This is a genomic window from Paraburkholderia sp. MM5496-R1 (genome assembly GCF_050436205.1).
In the GTDB taxonomy this organism is placed as follows: domain Bacteria; phylum Pseudomonadota; class Gammaproteobacteria; order Burkholderiales; family Burkholderiaceae; genus Paraburkholderia; species Paraburkholderia tuberum.
Genome location: NZ_JBNDLT010000002.1, coordinates 3,327,501 through 3,349,183 on the forward strand (window position 1 = coordinate 3,327,501; position 21,683 = coordinate 3,349,183).

Consider the following 21,683-nt stretch of genomic DNA (forward strand, 5'->3'; position numbering starts at 1 on the left):
AAGTCCGAAGGACGGTTGGGCGGTAGCTTTTAGCGACGATCGTCGAATCCGTGCCGCTCCTTATTCCGCGCTGTCGGTCGATGCCGCTTTGCGCGGGCGACGGCTCCGGGACGCCGTTTTACGGGCTGCCTTCCTCGCGGCCTCAGACCCTTCTTCCGAGTTGATTGCTGGAGCAGGGGGCGCGGCCGGCGCTGCGATCTCAGGTACTTCCTCGATCGTGCCTGGCGTGCTTTTCTTCACTTTCTTCGCGGCCGTTTTGCGCGATGCGCGCTTTTTGGCGCTTTGACGCTGCGCGGGTTGGTCGCTGTCGGTGGAATGGTCGGTTCCTTGGCCGAATACGACTTGTTCAGCGGCTGTATCCGCTTGCGCTGTTACAGCGCGAGCTTTGGACTCTTCAGCTATCGGTTCAGTGACGAACTCATGTGGGAGCGGCGCGTGTTCACGCGGTTCCTGCCGCTCGACCTCTTCGGCGGGTTCCCCGTGTTCGGTGAGAGCCGCAGCGGTAGCCGCATGCTCTTCATCAGCCGTTTCGTGGTGACCGCGCTTGCCGTGCGCGGCCTCCTGCTGACCCCGCCCCAGCTTGCGGTTGTTGCGCTCCTTGCGCCGCGACTTGTGCTTGCCGCCCGACTCGGACGCGGCCGCTTGCGCCGCCTGCGCTTCATACGAATGTTCGGCCGCCTGTTCGGCCGATACCGCTTCAGCCGACCCCGTTTCGGCAGACTCCGCCGCGGTTTCGCCGATGGTTTCACTTGCCGCTTCACTCGCAACGTTCACGGCTGTGCTTCGATAGACGTACGCGCCTGACTTTTCATCGCGGCCGAATTCGAGCAGCCCGCGCGCCTGCGCTTCTTCCAGCAGATTGCCGAAAGCGCGAAACCCGTAATACGTCTCGTTGAAATCCGGTTTGCGCCGTTTGATCGCGTTCTTCAGCACGGACGCCCAGATCTTGCCGCTGTCGCCACGTTCGGAAGCGAGCGCGTCGAATGTCTGCACCGCAATTTCAACGGCCTTGCTGCGGCGCTTCTCCAGATCTTCCTTCGGCGGAGCCTTCTCTTCATCAGGCGCACGTTTGGCTGCCTGCTGGGTGTTCTGCTGCTGACGAGACGATTCGGGCCTTGCGACTGCGCGCTGACTTTCGCGTACAAGATCGTCGTAAAAGAAGAACTCGTCGCAATTCGCAATCAGCAGATCCGAGGTGGACTGTTGCACACCGACGCCGATCACCTGTTTGGCGTTCTCGCGCAGCTTCGACACGAGCGGCGAGAAATCCGAATCACCACTGATGATGACGAACGTATTGACGTGCGATTTCGTGTAACAAAGATCGAGCGCATCGACGACGAGCCGGATGTCGGCGGAATTCTTGCCCGATTGGCGCACGTGCGGAATTTCGATCAACTCGAAATTGGCCTCGTGCATCGCGCCTTTGAAGCTCTTGTAACGGTCCCAGTCGCAATACGCTTTCTTGACGACGATGCTGCCCTTCAGCAGCAGGCGCTCGAGCACCAGCTTGATGTCGAACTTGTCGTACTTCGCGTCGCGCACGCCAAGCGCGACATTCTCGAAGTCGCAGAACAGCGCCATGCTGACGTTTTCGTTGGATGACGCCATGTGTATCTCCATTGAAGCGGTCGTCGAAGTCGACGAATCGCGACATGATAGCGATTCCAGCGAAGGTGAGCAGCTTTTGTGGTGCGCTCGCACCGATCGGTAGGTGCGAATTTGCAGCCTGCGGTCCAACCGGTGGTCCAGCGGGCGGCTCGATGTCAGTTCCGTTACAGGGTGTCGCGACGGCCTGCGTTGTTCCATGTCGCGCGAGCTTCCAGCACGTCATCGATCAATCCGTATTCCCTCGCTTCGAGCGCCGACATGAAGTTGTCGCGGTCGGTGTCGCGCGCGATTTCTTCGATGCTGCGTCCGGTGCGCTCGGCCATCATCGCATTGAGACGCGCTCGTACATACAGCACCTCCTTGGCCTGGATTTCGATGTCCGCCGCGGTGCCCTGACCGCCGCCCGACGGCTGGTGAATCATGATGCGCGCATTGGGTAGCGCATACCGTTTGCCGCATTGACCCGCGGTGAGCAGAAAGGTGCCCATGCTCGCGGCAAAACCCGTGCACAAGGTCGAGACCTCCGGCTTGATGAACTGCAGGGTGTCGTAAATCGCGAGGCCGTCGTACACGGAGCCGCCGGGCGAGTTGATGTAAAAAGAAATATCCTTGTCGGGGTTCTCCGATTCGAGAAACAGCAATTGCGCGACGATCAGACTGGCTGACTGCTCGTTCACGGGCCCGACAAGAAAGACGATGCGCTCGCGCAGCAGGCGGGAGTAGATGTCATAGGCACGTTCGCCCCGGCCGGATTGTTCGATCACCGTGGGCACAAGGCCGAGGCCGGAGACAGACGGGTAACTGGAAGGCATGGATTCCTCGTTCAGATGGATGGCGCGGGCATTCCGGGATGCGCAGGCCGCCGCGGATCAGAAGCCGCGTGACATGCGCCGGTTGTTGCTCATTTGACGAAGCAGCCGCTGGCGTTGTGACAGGTTGTGACAGCGAATTTTTTTGCGCCGCGCTGTCACATCACCGGTTGCCCATGCGTCAAGCTCAGGAATACCGAGCATGACGCGCGCCTGAGCCATGCCGCCGGTATGCAGCCGCTTCTTCACCACGCACCATCGGGAGGTCTACGCATGACGGAACAGGGAATCGACAAGGCATCCAGTTTCGAGGCCGCGCGCGCCCGTCTGCTGGCACTCGCATATCGGATGCTCGGCAGTCGCGCGGAGGCCGAAGACGTGGTGCAGGATGTCTGGCTCAAATGGCACCTGGCCGATACGCAGGCGGTGCAAACGCCGGTCGCGTGGCTCACCACGCTCACCACGCGCACGGCGATCGACCGTCTGCGGCATGCACAGCGCGAGCGTGCGTCACAGGCTAGTGGCTGGTTGCCGGAGCCGTGGCTCGACGAGGTCGCACCATCGGCGGAGGAGTTGGCGTTGCGAGCGGCAGATATGTCGTACGGCGTGATGCTGCTTCTCGAACATCTGAAACCAGACGAACGTGCGGCGCTCGTCCTGCATGAAGCGTTCGAGTGCGGTTATGCGGAAATCGCCTCGATTCTCGAGCGCACACCGGCCGCTTGCCGGCAAATGGTTCATCGCGCCAAGGAGCGTCTGAGACGTGCGGGGGCGCCGTTGGAGCGGCCCGATCCGGCGGTGCATGGGCGAATCGTCGAGCGTTTGCGCGCGGCGCTCGAAGCGCAAGACCGGGCGGGCCTGCTACAGCTTTTCAGCGATGCGCCGCAACTGATCAGCGACGTGCCTTTGTACGCTCCGCCGCCTCCGTTCCCCACAGCCAACCCGGCCCTTCGAGCACAAGGGCCAAGGCCTGAAACCGAAGCGCAACGCGACCGCGAACCGGGTTCAGGTCCGAAGTGGATGGCTGTAGTCACATCGCTCGCGCAACAGGCGAGCCATGCGGAGGTGGTGTCGATGGCGGGTGCGGTGTGCATCGCACTGTTCTGCGACGGCGAGATCGTCGGGTTAATCGACGTGGTGACGGATGGCAAAACGGACCTTTCGGCGAAAATCGTCTCGCTGCGCATCCTGACCAGCGCCGCGCATCTGCGGGCGGCCAACCGGATGCTGGGCCGTGATGCGGTCATGGAACTGCTTGCCCGCATCAAGGACCATCCGGGGGCGTCAGTTACGGTGAGCCGCGACTTCCCAGTTGATGTCGACGCATAGCACCTGCGTACCATGCGACGTGTGCGCGGCAATCGAGGCGGTCACGCACAGATGCGCTTCGTTGATCGACAGATACGGCGGCGTCAGATTAACCCGCCCCGGTTGACGCATCGCCTGAATGAAGTACGGGCGGCGCTCCCAACTCGCGCCTTCGGAATGCAGCAGCGGGCTGAAGCGCTTTGCGCGTTGCGATGTGCGCCCCGGCGGCAGCACGTTGTCGCCGATCTGCCGCCCCGAACCGTCCAAAACAAAGCAGCGCGCCGTTTCTCCGAGCGCGAGCAGAGGTGCGGTCGCCTGCATGATCGATTCCCCGGCAACCAGCTGCGCGGCGGCTGCCTCGAGCGCCGTGACATACGGCGCGAGCCGCGCGGATTGCGCTTTCTCTCGAGCGGCAACGCGTTCGCGCAGCGAAGCGGAGAGCGAATCCATCAGGCCAGCGGCAACTTGCGGCTTGACGGGTTCGACGCTCGGACCCGCGAAAAATGCGCCCTGGACGAAGTCGACATTGCATTCGAGCGCGATCAGCGCATCACGTTCGGTGCTCAGACCGCCCATCAGCACCAGTTGCCCAGACTCGTGCAACAGAGAGACGAGGCCCGGCAACACGCGCTCGATATGCGAGTGTTCACTCGCTTGCGCGAGGATGCAGCGGTCGAGCGTGACGATGTCCGGCCGCAGATTCCACACCCGGTCGATGTTCGAATGCTTGGCGCCAAAGCCGTCGAGCGCGATCAGGAAACCGGACTTGCGCAGCGAATCGACGATTTCGGCGAAGCGCGTGGTTTCGCCGCCAGCCTGTTCGGATACTTCGAGTACCACGCGCTGCGGCGGCAGGCCGAGCGCCTTCAGGCTGGCAAGCAGCGCGTCGCCGTAGCTGGTGTCCATCAGTGCGGCCGGATGCAGGCTGAGGAAGAGCCATTCGTCGTGGCTGTCGAATGCGTTGAAGTTGCCGAGGTGCAGCGATTCGGCCAGCCGTCCGAGTTCCAGCAGATCGCCGCGTCGCGCGGCCTGCGTAAAGACTTCGTGCGAGGGCACTTGCCGCTCATGCTCGTCGTGCACGCGCAGCGACGCGTGATACCCGATCGCGCGCCGGTGCGATACCGAAAAGACCGGCTGAAACACGCTGAAAACGGTGTAGCCGCCATAGAGAACGGTACGCCGGGAGCCTTCGTCGCCGGCCATCGGGCGTGGTGGCTGGAAGCCGGGAGGATCGAGTTCGATCATGCTCATCGTGTCAGTCGTGTGGAAATGGCGGGGCTTGCTGGGCCAGGCAGGAGTTCGCGCGCGCAGACCAAGAGTTTACAGGATAGACGAGCAAGAACTATGCGCGTGTTCGAACAAAGCTCGAGCGTCCACCAGCAATGCTCCGAGGAAATCGTTGTGCGCCCGCCGCGGTACGAAGGCGATAACGCGCACTTCGCTGGTGCGGGACGCGCCCTGTTGCGGGTCGGCGACGCTGTGCAAGCGTGCTGCGTGCTGCGTGCTGCGTGCTGCGTGCGGCGCGCGGCGCGCGCGGAGCGATGCCCGGAAATCCGTTCGCGAGTGCACGAGGATGCGTCGTCCTGGCTACTGCGGCTTTCAAGTACGCTCCGAAGGATCGGTCTTTTTCGCGGGCGTGCGAATCTCCGGCGACAACTGCGCAAAGATCCATGACGAGCATGCGGTGATGATGCCGACACACAGGAACGTCGCATGAAACGCGGGCAGCGAATTGGCGCCAGTCGCGCGTTGCATGATGCCGGTAAAGGTTGTCAGCAACGCACCGGCCACCGTCACGCCGAGACTCATCGAAAGCATCTGCACGAGCGAAAACAGGCTATTGCCGCTGCTGGCGCCGCCGGTGCCGAGGTCCTTCAACGTCAACGTGTTCATCGCGGTGAACTGCATCGAGTTCACGCCGCCGAAGATCGCCAGTTGCACGAGCCGCAGCCACAGCGGCTGATGCGTGCTCGTGAGCGCGAAACTCGCCATCATCAGGCCGACCAGAATCGTGTTCGCCATCAGCACGCGCCGGTAGCTGTACTTCAGAATCAGCTTCGTCACGAGGCGCTTCGTCGCCATGCCCGCGGCCGCCACGGGCAGCATCATCAGCCCGGCTTCGAATGCGCTATAGCCGAGGCTCACCTGCAACAGCAGAGGAATCAGGTAGGGCATCGAGCCGCTGCCGATCCGCGCGAACAGATTACCGAGCAGCCCAACGCTAAACGTGTGGATCTTGAACAGATCGAGCGGGAAGATCGGCGCGGGCACGCGCACCGCGTGCAGCCCATACGCAACGAAGCACGCCATGCTCAGAATCAGCAGCACCAGCACCGTCGCATGTTGAATGCCGAACTCGGTGCGGCCGTCGAGCGCGAACGAAATCGCCACCATGCCCACCACCAGCAACAGGTAGCCGCCAAGGTCGAATTTGCTCGTGTGTTCGTTGCGGCTATCCGGCATGAAGATAAACGTCGCGATGCAGCCCACGATGCCCACCGGCACGTTGATCAGAAAGATCCAGTGCCACGACGCGATCTTGACGAGCCAGCCACCGAGCGTCGGTCCGATCAACGGTCCGATCAGCCCCGGAATCGCCACGAACGACAACGCCGGCAGATAGCGCTCAGCCGGAAAGGTTCGCAGCACCGCGAGCCGCCCAACGGGCAGAAGCATCGCGCCGCCCACGCCTTGCAGAACGCGAAACAGCACCAGTTGGTTCAGCGTATGCGCGTTCGCGCACAGCAACGAGCCCACCGCGAACACGAGGATCGCACTGAAGAACACGCGCCGCGTGCCGAGTCTGTCGGCGAGCCAGCCGGACACGGGGATCATCACCGCCATCGTCAGCGAGTAGCCGATCACCACCGATTGCATGCGCAGCGGCAGTTCGCCGAGGCTTGTCGCCATCGCGGGCAGCGCGGTGTTGACGATCGTCGAATCGAGCGTCTGCATGAAGAAGCCGGTGGCGACCAGCCACAGCATCACGGTCAGCGAGCGGGGCGAAGGACCCGAGGGGATATCGGGAGCGAGGGCGGGCGGAGGCGTCGTCGTGGACATATGAGGTGGCTAGGCGCGCTCGGTCGGGTTGGGACTCGCTATTCTAGGGAAAAGCGGGTCCCGGCGCAGCGGGCGGCGCAGCGTTGCGCGGGTGTCGGTGCTGCGTCACGGCCGCGCTCCGCGCCGTGTTCACGCATCAGGCGGCAACTGCGCCGCCGCATGAAAAAACGCCTGCGCACGTGGCTCGTTGCCAAACGCCACATGAATTCTGATCCACGGGCTCACCTCCCGGTTCGGCCTGAAGTGTTGTCCAGGCAGCACCGTCACTCCGAGGGGCACGCCGCATTCAACGAGCCGCTCGGCGTCCGCGACATGCGGCACGCGTGCCCACACGAACTTGCCGCCCGCTGGTTCTTCGAAGATCTCCCAGCCGGTATCTTCGAGTGTCTGGACGGTCGAGCCGAGCGCGCCGCGCATCTGGCGGCGCAGTCGCTCCAGATATTTGCGATATGCGCCGCGCTCCAGCATCGACACCGCCACCGCTTCGGCAAAGCGCGAACAGCCGATGCTCGTCAGCATCTTGATGTCGACCAGGTCCTTGATGATCGCGTGACTCGCAACCACGTAGCCGACCCGCAGCGAAGACGACAGCGTTTTCGACAATCCGCCGATGTAGATCACCTGTTCGAGTTGGTCGAGGGTGGCCAGGCGGTCGGTGAGCTCGGTCTGAAAATCCGCGTAGATATCGTCCTCGATGATCTGGAAGCCATGCTCTCGCGCCATTTGCAGCAAACGGAATGCGACCTGCGGTGCGACCGTGGTGCCGGTCGGATTGTGGAACACGGTGTTGATGAGCAGCAATCTGGGCCGGTGCAGCTTCAGTTGCGCCTGCATCGTGTCGAGGTCGGGACCATTGCCGGTGCGTGGAATGCCGATCAGCTTCATGCCGTGCAGGCGCAACAGGCCGTACAGGTTGTAGTAACCGGGGTCCTCGACAAAGATCGTGTCGCCTGGCTTGAGCATGTAGCGCACCAGCAGATCGAACGCCTGGCTCGCGCCATTGGTGATCAGAATCTGCGATGCGTCTGCCTGGATGCCCAACTGGCCAATGCGGCCGCGCAACTGTTCGCGCAAGACCGGGTTGCCGAGCGGCGTCGCGTACTCGACCATGCTAGCCGGATCGGTTCGCGACACGTGGCGGATCGCCTGCGCAATGCCATCGATGTCGCGCCAGCTTTCGGGGATGAAACCGGTGCTGAGCTTCAGCGTTTCGCCCGGAAAGTTGAATTGCTCGAGCAGATGGTCCGACTCGACATCGGCGCGGCGCGGGTCCGAAGTGCCCTGGCAGCGCATGTCGGTCGGTTGGCGATCGGCGACGTAAAAGCCGGAGCCGTGGCGCGAGTCGACATAGCCGAGCGACACCAACCGGTCGTATGCCTCGATCACCGGAAAGCGGCTTACGCCGAAGTCGGCGGCGAACTGGCGGATCGACGGCAGCTTTGAGCCAGGATGCGCATTGCGCGAGCGGATCCACGCCGAGACGCCCGCGACGATCTGCTCGGTCAGCGGCACGCCGTTGTCCCGATCGAGCTGGATTTCGAGTTTCATACGCTTGCCTTCTGTCGCCGGCCTGCGAGCGCGAAAGTTTTAAACCTGCGCCGCGCGAGCCATGCCAACTGTTCGGTTTTTTGACTGAACAGTTCCGATGGAAGTGTTCGGAACTGTGCATGGGTCTCCGATCATCGCACGTCAATAATCGGTACAACAGAAAGTTCATCGAGGAGAACGGCGATGCGAGAAGTGCGAGTTTTCGAGCTGGAACATGGCGAGCCCGTCACGGCCTGGCGGGTTGCGCGTCCGACGATTTTCAAGGTGATCAGCGGCAACGTCTGGCTGACCGTCGAGGGCGAGCATGAGGATCACTGGCTGGCGGCGGGGCAGTCGATCGAGTTGGCGCGTGGATCGGTGGCATGGATCAGCGCCGGGCGGGCCGGGGCGCGTTTTGCGCTGGCGAGCGGCTCGGAACGCAGGTTGCCGAGGCTGCTATTCGGCTGGCCGATGCCGGCTTGGCTGGCGCGTCGGCCGGGCGTGGTCTGATGCAGGGCGAACGGCGAGCCGCCTCTTCCTGGTCCCTAAGCAGCACCGCCCGCCTCATACTCCCCGATATACCGCGCCCGCGGCCGGATCAACCGGCCATCGCGCGCCTGCTCCATCGCGTGCGCGATCCAGCCGACCACCCGCCCGAGCGCGAACAGCGTGAACGCGGCCCCGCTCGGCAAGCCGAGCACGCGCTCGATCGCGGCAAGCGCGAAATCCACCGTCGGCTCCGCGCCGGTCGTGTCGCGCACCGCTCGCGCGACCTGCTGCACCTCGTTGAGCGGCGAGCGGGCTGGCGCGCAGTCGGCGAGCATCGTCAGCAATAGCCGCGCGCGCGGATCACCGTCCGGATAGAGCGGATGACCGAAGCCCGACAGCACCGGCCCTTGCGCGCCGTGCTCGTGGCGCGCGAGACGGTTCGCCAGGTAGCGGTCCAGCTCGGGCGAGCGCGACGCCTCATCGAGCAGCGCGGCGATGCGCACGGTTTCGCCGCCGTGACGCGGCCCGGAAAGCGCCGCGAGCCCGCCCGCGACCGCACCGAACAGGTGCGTGCCCGTCGACGTGATACAACGGACCGTGAACGTCGACGCGTTCAGCTCGTGATCCGCGCAGGCGACCAAGGCCGCGCGCAGCAATCCGCTTTGCTGACGGCTGCTCACCCGCCAGGCCGTCGCGATCTGCCGATGCAGCGGTTCGTTCGACGGCGCCGCCGGCAGCATCGCGGCGGCCAGCAGCCGCATCACGGCGCACGCGGTGTCGAGCTGCGCATCGCGGCCGAGCGCCCACACGCGCGGCATCTGCGCGGCGGCGGCCGGCAGCAGCACCAGCGCGCGATCGAGCGGCGTGCTGTCACTCCACAGCTTGAGCCACGCGGCCCATTGCGCGGGGGCGAGCGGCACGACCGGCGCATCGGCGATGCGCCGCGCGCTGCATTCCCACAACAGCGCCGCGACGTCTTCGAGTGACGCACTGCGCGCGAGCTCGATCGCATCGTGCCCGCGATACAGCAGCCGACCGTCCGCGACCAGCGTGATCGACGATTCGAGCACCGGTACGCCCCAGTCGAGCACCTTCTGCGCGACCTTGCCGGCGCGTTTGCCGTCCGCCTTGCGACGCGCGAGGCGGCGCACCTCAGCGGCATCGTAGAGCCGATGCCTGCCTTGCGCATCCGGCGACGAGCCGAGCATGCCTCGGCTTACATACGCGTACAGCGTCGGCAAGCTGACGCCGAGCGTTGCGGCCGCTTCGGCGGCGCTCAGGTAAATCGGGGCTGGCATAAAAGTGGGTATAAACCGAAGAAATCAATATATGTTGATTATCATAATCAACATTGATTGCGGCAAGGTGCAAATTTAGACTCGGTGTATCTGCTTCCTGTCCGCGCGGCCAGCGCGCCCGATCCCATGACGCCCGAACTCGCCCTCAAGCACATCTGGACCCTCGCCGGCTGCGATCCGGTCGCGCTGCACGCCGTGTCGCTCGCCGGCGCGGATCCCGGCTTGCCGTCGGTCTACCGTGTCGGCAGCCTCGCGGCGTCGACCATCGCCGCGACGGGCCTCGCCGCCGCCGAATACTGGCGCTTGCGCAGCGCTCGCCTGCAACAGGTGTCGGTGCAGATGCGTCGCGCGCTGGCGGCGTTTCGCAGCGAACGCTATTTGCGGATCGACGATGGGCCGCCGCCCGCGCTGCGCGATCCGGTCACCGGCTTCTATGAAACGGGCGACGGCCGCTGGATCCAGCTGCATACGAATTTTGCGCATCACTTGAAGGGCGTGCTCGAGGTGCTCGGCTGTGACAATGGGCGGCACTCGGTGGCGGCCGCGATTCGCGGCTGGGAGGGCGCGACGCTCGATCAAACGCTCGCCGACGCGGGCCTGTGCGCCGCCTTGATTCGCACGCCCGACGAATGGGCTGCGCTCGAGCAGGCCAAAGCGATCGCGCGCTTGCCGCTGTTCGAGATCGAGCGCATCGGTGACGCCCCGGCCGAGCCGCCGCGCCACGCCGCCGCTGACGCCGAGCCTGGTATCGACCGCCCGCTCGCGGGTGTGCGGGTGCTGGATCTGTCGCGGATCATCGCGGGACCGGTGGCCGGCCGCGCGCTTGCGCATCATGGCGCGGACGTGTTGACGATCAACGGGCCGCATCTGCCGAACATCGCGCCGCTCGTGATCGACAACGGCCGCGGCAAGCGTTCGGCAATCGTCGATCTGCGCGAGGCGGCAGGCTGCGACACGTTGCGCGGACTCGCGCGCGATGCCGACGTGTTCCTGCAGGCCTATCGTCCGGGCGCGCTCAAGGCGCGCGGCTTCGGGCCGGACGAGCTGGCACGGCTGCGGCCCGGCATCGTCTATGTCTCGGTGTGCGCGTACGGGCACACAGGGCCGTGGGCGCAGCGACGCGGCTTCGATAGTCTGGTGCAGTCGGCGAGCGGCATCGCGTGGACCGAGCGCGCGGCGGCGGGTTCAGCCGAGCCGCGGCATCTGCCGTGTCAGGCGCTCGATCACGCGACCGGCTATCTGGCCGCGTTCGGCGCGATGGTCGCGCTCGCGCGGCGCGCTCGCGAGGGCGGCAGCTGGCATGTGAAGGTGTCTCTTGCGCAGACGGGGCGTTGGCTGCAGTCGTTCGGGCTGCTGGCCGATGGGCAGCAGGCGCCCGAGGTGTCGCTCGACGATGTGCGCGATTGCGTCGCGAGCGTGCAATCGGAGTTCGGGCGTGTGCTTGGCGTGCTGCCGGCGGAGGAACTGGAGCAGACGCCTGCGTTTTATGCGCTGCCGCCGGCGCGCACGAAGCCCGGTGGCCGTGACGGTTGGAGCGGGCGGCGCGTTCAGGTTGGGAACGCGGCGTACCTAACCGCCCACCGCGTCGCAGCTTACTTTCGCAACTCCGCCACGAAGTCGTAGTAATCGTTGCGGCAGTACGTGTCCGTCAGTTCGATCGCGCGTTGATCCGCCGTATAACCCACGCGCGTGATCAACAGCAACGCCTCGTTCGGCGCGATGCTCATCTGCTGCGCGATCTCGTCGCTCGCGTTCACCGCGCGGAAGTGCTGCAACGCGCGCACGATCGTCAGTCCGCGATTCTCCAGATACGTGTACAGCGAGTCGCCGATTGCCTGTGGATCGGGAATCACCGCGGCCGGGAACGTCGAATTCTCGACCGCCATCACGATGCCGTCGGCGAGCCGCAGCCGCCGCAGCCGCGTGACCGCTGCGGCGGGCGACAGACCCAGTTGGATCACCTCGTCGCGATTGGCCGGCGAGATTTCGCGCGACAGCCACTTCGAACTCGGCGTGAAGCCGCGCCGCCGCAGCATTTCGCTGAAGCTCGACAGACGCGACAACGGATCTTCGTAGCGCGGCGTGATGAAGCTGCCCGCGCCTTGGGTGCGGCGGATCAAACCCTGCTCCACGAGCAGCGCGATCGCCTTGCGCGACGTGATGCGCGACACGCCGAGCGCCTCCGACAGCACGCGCTCCGAAGGCAGCGCCTCGCCGGCGTTCCAGCGGTTTTCGTGGATCGCGCTGCCGAGCTTGCGGGCAAGTTGCAGATAGAGCGGCGTGTCGTTTTCCGGGTCCGGGCGCAGGTCGCGCCAGCGGTCTTCCGAGGCAGAGGTCATGGGGCTCACGCAAGATGGGCAAGCGGCAATTTTAAAACATCGGCGCGTCCTGTTATAGCTGGCTTTTGCCAGGCGCGCCGTTGTGAGGCCGCGGAGCCGCTAAACTCGTCGCCAGGTTTTTAGTAGCATGCGTTGCGTGATGAGGCGGCGGGCCAGCGCATCGCATCTGGATGGAGCCACTTTCGAGGAGTCAGCATGACGAGCGAGATCGCAAGCGTGAGCCTGCCGGGCGGCGAGCGCATGCCAGCACTGGGGCAGGGCACGTGGGAAATGGGCGAGCAGCGGGCACGACGCGCGGCGGAAATCGATGCGCTGCGCTGCGGCATCGAATTCGGCATGACGCTGATCGATACCGCCGAAATGTACGGCGACGGCGCGACCGAGTCGCTGCTCGGCGAAGCGCTCGCGGGTTTGCGCGACAAGGTGTTTCTGGTCAGCAAGGTGTATCCGCACAACGCCAGCCGGCGCGGCGTGATCGCCGCGTGCGAGCAGAGCCTGAAGCGTCTGAAAACGGACCGGCTCGATCTGTATCTGCTGCACTGGCGTGGCTCGGTGCCGCTCGCGGACACCGTCGACGGCTTCGAGGCGCTGCGGCGCGCGGGCAAGATCCGTCACTGGGGCGTCAGCAACTGCGATACCGACGACATGGAAGAACTCGTCGCGACACCAGGCGGCGACGCGTGCGCGACCAACCAGATTCTGTACAACGTGGCGCGGCGCGGGCCGGAGTTCGATCTGTTGCCGTGGCTCGCCGCGCGCGGCATGCCGGCGATGGCGTACAGCCCGGTCGATCATGCGCGGCTGCCGAAACGCTCGCCGCTCGACGATATCGCCGACGCGCGCGGCGTCTCGGTGTTTCAGGTGGCGCTCGCGTGGGTGCTGGGCAAGCCCAATGTGTGCGCGATTCCGAAGGCGGCGCGCGTCGAGCATGTGCGCGACAACCATCGCGCGTCGCAACTGGTGCTGGAAGCCGCCGAACTCGCCGCGCTCGACGCGTACTTCAAGCCGCCGCGCGGCAAGCGTGCGCTGGAGATGTTGTAAGCGCCGACGCGGCCGCCGTCCGTTGCGCAACGGCGGCGCGCGAGGCTCGAAGCGCTGTGGGCGTCGATGACGCCGCTCGCGCTGACGCGGCGCTCAGGTGCAGGGATGGTGCTGATGCACGGAGCCGAGCACGGCGACTTCGGCGGGGGTGTGCTGCAGCGCGTCGTCCGGCACCTGGGCGGCATCGGCGAGGAAGTCGTCGACGATCGACGACACCGCCACGTCGCGCAGGCATAGCGACACGCGCTGCGTTTCGTTGGCGGGGAGGGTTGCTCGTTGCGAGAGGAACAGCACGCCGTATTGATAACCGTGGATGATGCCGCGGATCGCGCCGACGCATTGCCCTTGCGCGACGTTGTCGTGGCGCTGTTTGCAGCTCTGGACGAGCGAGTAGGCGGAGAAGCTCGGATCGACCGGTGGTGCCGCTTGCGACAAGGTTTGCGCCATTGGCTGCGCGGGTGTTTGCGCATTGGCGAGCGATGCGAGGCCCAGGGCGGCAGCGGTCAGCACGGCGGCTGCCGTACGGGTCGCGGAGGGGGGGACGCTTCTATGCATGTTGTGGGCCCTCATATCGAACGATGAATTTGATATGAGGCGGTCGTCTCGGATTGGTTCCATAACACTCGCACGCAATGGAGGTTGTGTTCCCGCCGCTCGCGGTGCGGTTCGCGCGATGGCGCGAGGCGCGGCGCGCGCGCGCTCCGAGCCATTCCGTCAGCGCGCGCCGAAGGCGGGCGGGCCGCTCCGACCGGCCTCCGGCGGTGACGCCCGACCGGGGGATCGGGACATCACCGCCGTTGCCAGCGGATAGCGGACAGTATGCCGGGACATGTCGCCGGCGGGTAGGGCGCGGGGGCTCCCTACCTGGGGCAACGGGCGACGCCTAGTGCCCGTTCCCGCCACCGTTGCCACTGCCGCCGCTGCCGCCACCCTTGCCTCCGTGACCGCCGCCGAAGCCTCCGCCAAAGCCTCCGCCGAACCCGCCACCGAAGCCACCACCGAAGCCACCACCATTCGCACCGCCGAAACCACCGCTAGGGCCACCGCTGGAGCCTCCGCAACCGCAGCCGCCGCTCCCGCTGCCGCCGCTGCTTCCGCCTCCGCCGCTGCCGCTGCCTCCACCGCCTCCACCGCCTCCGCCGCCTCCGCTTCCACCGCCACCACCACCACCGCCACCGCCACCACCGCCACCACCGCCACCACCGCCACCACCGCCACCACCGCCACCACCGCCACCACCACCGCTATTTCCCTTACCGCCCGTGCCCGCACCGCCACTCCCACTTCCGCTCCCTGAACCCGCCGCCCCGGCGCCGCTGTTGCCGCTTGCGCCAGCACCGCTATTGCTCGAACCCGCCGCGCCGCCATTACCGCCGCCGTTGCCACTGCCGCCGCCGAGCCGCCCGCAGCCCGGACCGCCGAGCCCGCCGCAGCCGGCCGGCGCGAACACCGAGGCGGCATCGTCGGCGGCTGTGGCCGTGCCAGCCTCGGCGCCGGTCGCCGCGACGTCGTTCCGCGCGAGCAGCAGCGGCGTTGAATCGCCGGGTTGCGCCCGCAACGCATCGGCCAGCACAATCCAGCGAGGGATCACGTCCGTCGACGCTCCGTACGCGGTCCCGCCCGCCAACACCGCGACCCCCGCGAGGACCACCGCGCCGCGCTTCATTGCACAGTAGTACTGATCGGATTTTCCGGTCTTCATCGCGCGTCTCCAGAGCGAAGGACGGTACCTCGCTGCCGCCTTCGCGAACTGCTCCAGCGGCGGCCGACCTGTCTGCACGCGGGTCTTGTCGAACCCCCGGTCCGTTGTGTCGAAGTTGTCCGTGCGTCGCTGCCGTGCTGATCGCGCGAGGTCGCGCCATCGCGTGGTGACGCTCGTCGTGCGGATATGCGCGGCGTTGCGCGCCCGGTTTGGCTTCGAATCTCTGGCCGCTAATTTAGCGATATCCATGCCACGCGTCGCAAAGCCTTGAAGCGACACGGGCGATATCGGGATGCGCGATGCGCACGCCGGAAAAACGCCTCAAAACGTTGCGACGATGAAACGCGCAGACGCAAAAGCGTGTTCCGACGCGGGATTCGTTAAGAGGGGCGGTGTGCGTCGATGAGGTTCGAGTCGACGCTAGCTGGCGTTTTCCGACGCATCGTCGGAGGTGCCGCCATTCGTTGGGTCGCTCGCGTTGTCGTCGCGCGGCTCGCTTTGCAACTCGCGAAGTGTGGCGACCGGAATATGGCAGCGAATCCGGTGCGCGCAAGACGGATCGGCGGCGTCGTCCGCGTCGAGAAACGGCGGGTCCTGCTGCTCGCAGATCGCGCCGAGCTTGCGTGGACAGCGCGTGTGAAACACGCAGCCCGACGGCATCGCGCCGGGCCCGGGCAACTCGCCGGTGAGACGGATACGCGTACGTTGATGCACCTCGCCGGACGCGCCGTCGCCCGGCAGCGTCGGCACGGCGGACAGCAGCGCCTCGGTATAGGGATGCTGCGGTCCATCGAACACGGCCGCCGCCGGCCCGATTTCGAGCAGCCGGCCGAGGTAGAGCACCGCGATGCGATCCGACACATAGCGGACCACGTGCAGATCGTGCGAGATGAATACGTAGCTGACGCGGCGCTCGCGCTGCAGATCGGCGAGCAGGTTCAGAATCGCGGCCTGCACCGACACGTCGAGCGACGAAGTCGGCTCATCGCACACGACGACGCGCGGTTCGCCGGCGAACGCGCGCGCAATCGCGACGCGCTGCTTGAGTCCGCCCGAAAGCTGGCGCGAACGTGCATCCAGATAGCGCTCGGGCAGCCGCACGGCGTCCGTCAGCGTGGCGAGCCGTGCGTCGATCTCGGGCCCGCGCAGCGCGGTGAAGCGCGCGAGCGCACGGCCGATCAGCCGCTTGACGGAATGCGCGCGATTGAGCGCCGAGTCCGGATTCTGGAACACGATCTGCAGCGATTTCAGCTGCTCGTCGCTGCGTCGCGTGACGCGCGCGGCGAGCGGGGCGCCGTCGAGTTCGAGCACGCTGCCGGCATCGGGTGCGAGCAGGCCGAGCAGTAGTCGCGCGAGCGTTGTCTTGCCGCTGCCCGATTCGCCGACGAGGCCGAGCGTCTCGCCGCTCGCGAGTTCGAGCGACACGTCGTCGACCGCGCGCAGCGGGACGCCCGATACGTGGAATGTTTTCGACAGGTTCCGGGCGCGCAAGACCGGCCCAGAGGGCGCGCGCGGCGCCGCGTTGGATGATGCGGCCGCCACCGGCGCCGCGCTCGATGTCGCACGCGGCAGTTCGATCGCACGCTCGTGATAGTGGCAGCGCGCCATCTGATCGCCATGCCGGGCGCCGAGGCGATAGGGCGGCGGCGCGTCGCGGCGGCAGCGCTCGTCGGCGAGACGGCAGCGCTCCGCATAGATGCAGCCCTGCGTGACCGAGCCCGGCAGAGGCAGGCCGCCCGCGATCGTATCGAGCCGCTCGCGGTCCTTGCTGCGTCCGGCCGTCGGCAGGCAGCGCAGCAACCCGACCGTGTACGGATGACGCGGCCGTGCGAACACGTCCTGGGTCGCGCCTTCCTCGACCAGCTTGCCCGCGTACAGCACGCCGACGCGTTCGCACATGCGGCCGATCACCGCGAGGTTGTGGCTGATGAACAGCACCGCGGTGCCGAGTTCCTCGCGCAACCGTGCGACGAGGTCGAGCACTTCCGCTTCGACGGTCGCATCGAGGCCGGTAGTCGGTTCGTCGAGAATCAGCAGCGCGGGGTTCGACGCGAGCGCCATCGCGATCACGACGCGCTGCTGCATGCCGCCCGACAATTGATGCGGATAGCTGTTCATCACGCGCTCGGGTGCCGCGATGCGGACGCGGTTGAGTATCTCGAGCGTGCGTTGCAGCGCCTCGTCGCGCGTGACGCCGGCCGCCTCGAATGCTTCGGAAACCTGACGGGCGATCGTCAGCGATGGATTCAGTGCGCGCCCCGGGTCCTGGTAGACCATCGAGACGGTCGTCGCACGCATGCTGCGCAGCGCGTCGGCACCCAGCTTCTGCACGTCCTCACCGGCGATTACGATCTTGCCGGCCTTCACCTTGCCGTTGCGCGGCAGATAGCGCAGCGTCGCCATTGCCACGGTCGACTTGCCGCAACCGGATTCGCCGACGAGCCCATACGCCTCGCCGCGTCGCACGCGAAACGATACGTCCTGCAGCACTTCGCGATCGCGTCCGCGGATCCGGTAGGTGACCGTCAGGCCGACCACGGTCAGCGCATCGGTGCGATCGCTTTTCGACACGTCGAACGCCGCGAACGAGGAGGGCGGTGGGCCGTTCATTGGTCGAGCACTCCCTGCACGCCGTCGGCGATCAGATTGACGCCGACCACCAGTGACGCGATCGCGCCCGCCGCAAACACGACGGTCCACCACGCGCCGCCCGCCATCAACGTGTACGACTCGGACAGCGCGAGCCCCCAGTCGGCCGACGGCGGCTGGATGCCGAAGCCGAGAAACGACAGCGTCGCGACCGCGAAGATCGCATAGCCGAGCCGCACCGTTGCTTCGACGACGATCGGCGGCAGCACGTTCGGCAGGATCTCCGCGAACATGATGTACGGCGCGCGTTCGCCGCGCAGCTGCGCGGCGGCCACATAGTCGAGATGCCGCTCTGCGAACACGGCGGCGCGCACGGTGCGGGCTGTTATCGGCGTGAAGGTGGTGCCGATCACGAGAATCACCGTGAAGTTCGACGCACCGACCGCGGCGAGCGCGAGCAGCGCGACGATCACGAGCGGCAGCGCGAGCACCGCGTCGATCATGCGGCCGATCACGTCGTCGACCCAGCCGTCGAAGTAGCCGACCACCAGGCCGAGCGCGGTGCCCGCCGCGGTGCCGAGCAGTGTCGCGAGCGGCGCGATCGTCAGGATGTCGCGCGCGCCGACGATCACGCGCGAGAATACGTCGCGGCCGAGCTGATCGGTGCCGAACCAGTGCGTGCGATCGGGCGGCGTCAGCGAATTGAGCGGATCGGACGCGTACGGATCGAGATGCACGAACCACGGCCCGGCGATCGCGCAGACGATCCACCACGCGACGATCAGTGCGCCCACGATGAAGGTCGGCGAACCGAGCAGCAGGAGGAGGCGCGGGAAACGCGGCTCGGAGCCCGGTGCGCCGGGCGCGGGCGAGCCTGGTGGCGTCGATGAAGCCGGCGGCACGGTCGTATTCATTCGGCGGTCCTCACGCGCAGTCGCGGATTGAGCAGCACGTGCAGCGCATCGGCGACCAGATTCGCGAGCGTATAGACGACGCCGATCGTCAGTACGCCCGCTTCGAGCATTGGAAAATCCTTCGCCTTGGCGGCGTTGTAGATCAGCGAGCCGATGCCCTGGTAGCGGAACAGCGTCTCGACCACCACGAGTCCGCCGATCATGTAGCCGAGTTGGGTGGCGGCGACGGTGATCGTCGGCAGCAGTGCATTGCGCAGCACGTGCCGCCAGATCACGACGTGGCGCGGCAGGCCCTTGAGGATGGCGGTGCGCGTGTAGTCGGCGTCGAGCGCTTCGACGGTGCCCGCGCGTGCCATTCGCGCGATGTAGCCGAAGAACACGAGGACGAGCGGCAGCACCGGCAGCACCAGATGGCGCAGCTGTTCGAGCACGCTCGCATCGGGCGGAGACGAGGCCTCGATCGGCAGCCAGCGCAGCCACACGCCGAACACGAGAATCAGCACGATCGACGACACGAACTCCGGCACCACGGTCGCCGACAAACCGGCGATGCTGATCGTGCGATCGAGCCAGCGCCCCGCATGCATCGCCGACCACACGCCGCCCGCGATGCCGAGCGGCACGACGACGATGAACGCGAGCAGACCGAGCTTCGCCGAATGCCCGAGCGCATCGGCGATGAACGGCCTGACCGGTTCGCGATACGCGTACGACAGCCCCATGTTGCCGCGCACGAAATGCGTGATCCAGTCGATGTATTGCGTGAGCAGCGGCCGGTCGGCGCCGAGCTGATGATCGAGCGCGGCGACCGCGCGCGCATCGGCGAGCGGCCCGAGCACCGCGCGGCCGATATCGCCGGGCAGCAGCTGGCCGCCCGCGAACACGATCACCGACAGCAGCCACAGCGTGATCAGCGAAAGACCCGCGCGCGTCGCGAGAAAACGCGCGACGCGGCCCGCGTTGCCGTTCCTCGCGCGCGGCGGACGCGATGTATTCGAGGCGGGAGAGGGCGCCGGAGCCGACATCGTGAGTTCTCCTGCGAAAAGCGAGACGGACAGCGCGCTGCTTACGCGCTGAGCGTCGCGCGATCGAAATACAGTTGCGCGAGCGCAGTGAAGCGCACGCCGTTCACACCCTTGCGCATCGCGATCAGCTGATCGTAGAAGAACGGGATGATCAGCGGCGTTTCGTCGAGCAATAGCGTCTGGATCTGCCCGGAGATTTTCTTTTGCGTGGCGAGATCGATCGCCGCGACGAACTGCGCGACCAGTTGATCGTATTGCGGATTCTTGAAGTGCGCGGCGTTCCATGTGCCGTTGCTCGTCAGCGTCGCGGTGAGGAACACGTTCGGCACGCCGCGATGGCCGTAATCGGTGATGCCGAGCGGCGAGTCGAGCCAGTCGGATTTGCCCGGCGTGCCCGCGCCGTAGTAGAGCGATTGGCTCTCGACCTTCAGATTGATGCGCACGCCGATCGCCTTCGCGGCGTTCTGCACGACGACTGCGAGGTCGGGGATCTCCATGTATTTTTCGGTGGTCAGCGTGACGTCGAAACCATTCGGCACGCCAGCCTGCGCGAGCAGCTGCTTCGCCTTCGCGACGTCGATCTTGCGTTGCGGCACGCCCGCATCCGACGATGGAAACACCGGCGCGAACGGGCTGTCGTTGCCGAGTTGTGCGCGACCCTTGAAGAGACCGCGCACGATCACGTCGCGATCGAGCGACAACGCGAGTGCCTGACGCACGCGCTTGTCCTTGAAGAGCGGGCTGTCGTTGCGCATGTGAATCTGGCGGTGCGCGCTCGACTTGACGCCGACCGCCTTGTAGTCCGGATTGTTCAGGATGGCCGCGCCGCCCTGCACGGTGAACGTGCCCATCACGTCGGCCTGATGGCCTTGCAACGCGAGCAGTTGAGCCTGCTCGTCGGCGTAGAACGAAAACTGTACGCGTTGCGGTAACGCTTTTTCGCCCCAGTAGTCGGGATTGCGCACGAACGACGCGCCAACCTTCGGCTGATACTTTTCGAATTTGAACGGACCCGTGCCGATGAAACTCTTTTCGTAGTTGCCCGCGAAGTTCGCGGGCAGGATCACCGCGTTGTAATTATCCGAGGAAACGTAGTACGGGAAATTGCCGGTCGGCGCGTCGAGATGAAACTCCACCGTGTGTTCGTCGACGACCTTCGCTCCGCCTTTCGACAGCACGCCCTTTAGTACCGATAGCGCGGCCGAGCCGCTCGCGGGATCGGCGAGACGGTCGAAGGTCGCGACCACATCTTTCGCGCCGAAGCTCTGGCCGTCGTGGAATTTCACGTTCTGGCGCAGTTTGAAGGTCCACACGTCGCCCTTGTCGTTCGGCTTCCACGACAGCGCGAGCGCGGGCTTCAGCATCAGCTTCTCGCCGTCGTCGTCGATCAGGAATTCGCCGGTCTGGTTCAGCAGCGCGAGACTCGCGGCGTCAGTCACCGTCAGCGGATCGACGGCGCCCGCCGGCGTCAGATGCGCGACGCGGATCGTCTGGTTCGACGTGGGCGGTGCACCTTGCGCCCGCGCTCGCGGCGCGCCGAGCAGGCCGCCACCCGCGAGCGACAGACCGATCACGCTCGCATGTCGTAGCAGCTCGCGGCGCGTGATGCGGCCGGCGACAAACTCGTCGAGGGCGTGGTTGCCGTAGGCGTCGGCTGTGAGGCGGGCTGCGTCCAATGCGTCAGGTGCGAGAAATCGGTCCGCTGGCGTTTTCATCGATGGCGTGTCCAACCCGTTCTATTGCTGGTTCGGAGGCGTCGCGCGAGCCGCGCGACGGCGCGAGGGCAGCGCGCCTTCCGATGGGCGATGGGATGCGGTGGGGCCGCTATCGCGAAAGGGCAACGCTGTGCAGAGCGATCTCAGTGTAAGCGATTGCTTGCGGCTCTGGCGCACCGGGGGCGCGCCGCGCTAGTCGATCGGCCGATAAATGACGCCCGGTGTGTCGTCGTCACAACGGTTACCGGACGCGTGC

General features: G+C 66.0%; 18 protein-coding genes. 4 read left to right on the forward strand and 14 right to left on the reverse strand.

Annotated elements, in window-relative coordinates; genetic code table 11:
- Nucleotides 1-60: 60 nt before the first annotated feature.
- The 3 genes from OKW38_RS22480 to OKW38_RS22490 form a co-directional block, all read right to left on the reverse strand.
- The gene (locus OKW38_RS22480) at nucleotides 61-1,611 is read right to left on the reverse strand and encodes an NYN domain-containing protein (protein WP_429363103.1); all 1,551 of its coding nucleotides are present in this window, start codon (nucleotides 1,609-1,611) and stop codon (nucleotides 61-63) included.
- Nucleotides 1,612-1,775: 164 nt separating this feature from the next.
- On the reverse strand, nucleotides 1,776-2,423 hold the full coding sequence (clpP, locus tag OKW38_RS22485) for an ATP-dependent Clp endopeptidase proteolytic subunit ClpP (protein WP_429335231.1): 648 nt from the start codon (nucleotides 2,421-2,423) through the stop codon (nucleotides 1,776-1,778).
- Between the two features lie 57 nt (nucleotides 2,424-2,480).
- On the reverse strand, nucleotides 2,481-2,669 hold the full coding sequence (locus OKW38_RS22490; protein ID WP_184058213.1) for a hypothetical protein: 189 nt from the start codon (nucleotides 2,667-2,669) through the stop codon (nucleotides 2,481-2,483).
- 24 nt (nucleotides 2,670-2,693) lie between these two features.
- Here OKW38_RS22490 and OKW38_RS22495 point away from each other — a divergent pair, with 24 nt between their 5' ends.
- On the forward strand, nucleotides 2,694-3,749 hold the full coding sequence (locus OKW38_RS22495; RefSeq protein WP_429363105.1) for a sigma-70 family RNA polymerase sigma factor: 1,056 nt from the start codon (nucleotides 2,694-2,696) through the stop codon (nucleotides 3,747-3,749).
- Here OKW38_RS22495 and OKW38_RS22500 read toward each other — a convergent pair.
- The 3 genes from OKW38_RS22500 to OKW38_RS22510 form a co-directional block, all read right to left on the reverse strand.
- Nucleotides 3,705-4,979, reverse strand: coding sequence for an EAL domain-containing protein (locus tag OKW38_RS22500; RefSeq protein ID WP_187614144.1), 1,275 nt, complete (start codon nucleotides 4,977-4,979; stop codon nucleotides 3,705-3,707). The two genes, OKW38_RS22495 and OKW38_RS22500, sit on opposite strands and share 45 nt — an antisense overlap.
- Nucleotides 4,980-5,327: 348 nt before the next feature.
- Complete coding sequence (mdtD, locus tag OKW38_RS22505; protein ID WP_429335228.1) at nucleotides 5,328-6,788, reverse strand: multidrug transporter subunit MdtD; 1,461 nt, start codon at nucleotides 6,786-6,788, stop codon at nucleotides 5,328-5,330.
- Between the two features lie 129 nt (nucleotides 6,789-6,917).
- Nucleotides 6,918-8,336 carry a PLP-dependent aminotransferase family protein gene (locus OKW38_RS22510; RefSeq protein ID WP_429335227.1) on the reverse strand — a complete coding sequence of 473 codons (1,419 nt, stop codon included), beginning with the start codon at nucleotides 8,334-8,336 and terminating at the stop codon, nucleotides 6,918-6,920.
- Between the two features lie 183 nt (nucleotides 8,337-8,519).
- Here OKW38_RS22510 and OKW38_RS22515 point away from each other — a divergent pair, with 183 nt between their 5' ends.
- Entirely contained in the window at nucleotides 8,520-8,825 is a 306-nt protein-coding gene (locus tag OKW38_RS22515) for a DUF2917 domain-containing protein (protein ID WP_090801599.1), read from the forward strand.
- A 35-nt stretch (nucleotides 8,826-8,860) separates the two neighbouring features.
- Here OKW38_RS22515 and OKW38_RS22520 read toward each other — a convergent pair whose 3' ends face one another.
- Entirely contained in the window at nucleotides 8,861-10,102 is a 1,242-nt protein-coding gene (locus tag OKW38_RS22520) for a citrate/2-methylcitrate synthase (protein ID WP_429363107.1), read from the reverse strand.
- Nucleotides 10,103-10,228: 126 nt separating this feature from the next.
- Between OKW38_RS22520 and OKW38_RS22525 the strand changes: the two genes are divergently transcribed.
- Nucleotides 10,229-11,725, forward strand: coding sequence for a CoA transferase (locus OKW38_RS22525; protein WP_429363109.1), 1,497 nt, complete (start codon nucleotides 10,229-10,231; stop codon nucleotides 11,723-11,725).
- Here the strand turns inward: OKW38_RS22525 and OKW38_RS22530 are convergent.
- Entirely contained in the window at nucleotides 11,695-12,441 is a 747-nt protein-coding gene (locus tag OKW38_RS22530) for a GntR family transcriptional regulator (protein ID WP_013090333.1), read from the reverse strand. The genes OKW38_RS22525 and OKW38_RS22530 overlap by 31 nt on opposite strands.
- 195 nt (nucleotides 12,442-12,636) lie before the next feature.
- Between OKW38_RS22530 and OKW38_RS22535 the strand changes: the two genes are divergently transcribed.
- Nucleotides 12,637-13,482, forward strand: coding sequence for an aldo/keto reductase (locus OKW38_RS22535; protein WP_429363111.1), 846 nt, complete (start codon nucleotides 12,637-12,639; stop codon nucleotides 13,480-13,482).
- Nucleotides 13,483-13,575: 93 nt separating this feature from the next.
- Here OKW38_RS22535 and OKW38_RS22540 read toward each other — a convergent pair whose 3' ends face one another.
- From OKW38_RS22540 to OKW38_RS22565, 6 genes are all read right to left on the reverse strand, one after another.
- Nucleotides 13,576-14,037, reverse strand: coding sequence for a Rap1a/Tai family immunity protein (locus OKW38_RS22540; RefSeq protein WP_184023091.1), 462 nt, complete (start codon nucleotides 14,035-14,037; stop codon nucleotides 13,576-13,578).
- Nucleotides 14,038-14,365: 328 nt separating this feature from the next.
- Nucleotides 14,366-15,184, reverse strand: coding sequence for a hypothetical protein (locus tag OKW38_RS22545; RefSeq protein WP_429363112.1), 819 nt, complete (start codon nucleotides 15,182-15,184; stop codon nucleotides 14,366-14,368).
- 420 nt (nucleotides 15,185-15,604) lie between these two features.
- A complete protein-coding gene (locus OKW38_RS22550; RefSeq protein ID WP_429363114.1) occupies nucleotides 15,605-17,794 on the reverse strand; it encodes an ABC transporter ATP-binding protein in 2,190 nt (729 codons plus the stop codon).
- Nucleotides 17,791-18,687: an ABC transporter permease gene (locus OKW38_RS22555; RefSeq protein ID WP_184051565.1), complete on the reverse strand. Its 897-nt coding sequence runs from the start codon at nucleotides 18,685-18,687 to the stop codon at nucleotides 17,791-17,793. Before OKW38_RS22555 ends, OKW38_RS22550 begins: the two co-directional genes overlap by 4 nt.
- Nucleotides 18,684-19,712 (reverse strand): ABC transporter permease, encoded by a 1,029-nt coding sequence (locus tag OKW38_RS22560; protein ID WP_090801589.1) that lies wholly within the window; start codon nucleotides 19,710-19,712, stop codon nucleotides 18,684-18,686. The genes OKW38_RS22555 and OKW38_RS22560 overlap by 4 nt, the downstream gene beginning before the upstream one ends.
- Before the next feature lie 41 nt (nucleotides 19,713-19,753).
- The gene (locus OKW38_RS22565) at nucleotides 19,754-21,427 is read right to left on the reverse strand and encodes an ABC transporter substrate-binding protein (RefSeq protein WP_429335221.1); all 1,674 of its coding nucleotides are present in this window, start codon (nucleotides 21,425-21,427) and stop codon (nucleotides 19,754-19,756) included.
- Nucleotides 21,428-21,683 lie beyond the last annotated feature (256 nt).

What these genes read in the sequence shown, in the direction of transcription:
- clpP (WP_429335231.1), bottom strand. Translation starts at nt 2,423, where the DNA reads ATGCCTTCCAGTTACCCGTCTGTCTCCGGCCTCGGCCTTGTGCCCACG.
- OKW38_RS22555 (WP_184051565.1), bottom strand. Translation starts at nt 18,687, where the DNA reads ATGAATACGACCGTGCCGCCGGCTTCATCGACGCCACCAGGCTCGCCC.
- OKW38_RS22535 (WP_429363111.1), top strand. Translation starts at nt 12,637, where the DNA reads ATGACGAGCGAGATCGCAAGCGTGAGCCTGCCGGGCGGCGAGCGCATG.
- OKW38_RS22500 (WP_187614144.1), bottom strand. Translation starts at nt 4,979, where the DNA reads ATGAGCATGATCGAACTCGATCCTCCCGGCTTCCAGCCACCACGCCCG.
- mdtD (WP_429335228.1), bottom strand. Translation starts at nt 6,788, where the DNA reads ATGTCCACGACGACGCCTCCGCCCGCCCTCGCTCCCGATATCCCCTCG.
- OKW38_RS22525 (WP_429363109.1), top strand. Translation starts at nt 10,229, where the DNA reads ATGACGCCCGAACTCGCCCTCAAGCACATCTGGACCCTCGCCGGCTGC.
- OKW38_RS22520 (WP_429363107.1), bottom strand. Translation starts at nt 10,102, where the DNA reads ATGCCAGCCCCGATTTACCTGAGCGCCGCCGAAGCGGCCGCAACGCTC.
- OKW38_RS22515 (WP_090801599.1), top strand. Translation starts at nt 8,520, where the DNA reads ATGCGAGAAGTGCGAGTTTTCGAGCTGGAACATGGCGAGCCCGTCACG.
- OKW38_RS22560 (WP_090801589.1), bottom strand. Translation starts at nt 19,712, where the DNA reads ATGTCGGCTCCGGCGCCCTCTCCCGCCTCGAATACATCGCGTCCGCCG.
- OKW38_RS22495 (WP_429363105.1), top strand. Translation starts at nt 2,694, where the DNA reads ATGACGGAACAGGGAATCGACAAGGCATCCAGTTTCGAGGCCGCGCGC.
- OKW38_RS22510 (WP_429335227.1), bottom strand. Translation starts at nt 8,336, where the DNA reads ATGAAACTCGAAATCCAGCTCGATCGGGACAACGGCGTGCCGCTGACC.
- OKW38_RS22545 (WP_429363112.1), bottom strand. Translation starts at nt 15,184, where the DNA reads ATGAAGACCGGAAAATCCGATCAGTACTACTGTGCAATGAAGCGCGGC.
- OKW38_RS22540 (WP_184023091.1), bottom strand. Translation starts at nt 14,037, where the DNA reads ATGCATAGAAGCGTCCCCCCCTCCGCGACCCGTACGGCAGCCGCCGTG.
- OKW38_RS22530 (WP_013090333.1), bottom strand. Translation starts at nt 12,441, where the DNA reads ATGACCTCTGCCTCGGAAGACCGCTGGCGCGACCTGCGCCCGGACCCG.
- OKW38_RS22565 (WP_429335221.1), bottom strand. Translation starts at nt 21,427, where the DNA reads ATGAAAACGCCAGCGGACCGATTTCTCGCACCTGACGCATTGGACGCA.
- OKW38_RS22480 (WP_429363103.1), bottom strand. Translation starts at nt 1,611, where the DNA reads ATGGCGTCATCCAACGAAAACGTCAGCATGGCGCTGTTCTGCGACTTC.
- OKW38_RS22550 (WP_429363114.1), bottom strand. Translation starts at nt 17,794, where the DNA reads ATGAACGGCCCACCGCCCTCCTCGTTCGCGGCGTTCGACGTGTCGAAA.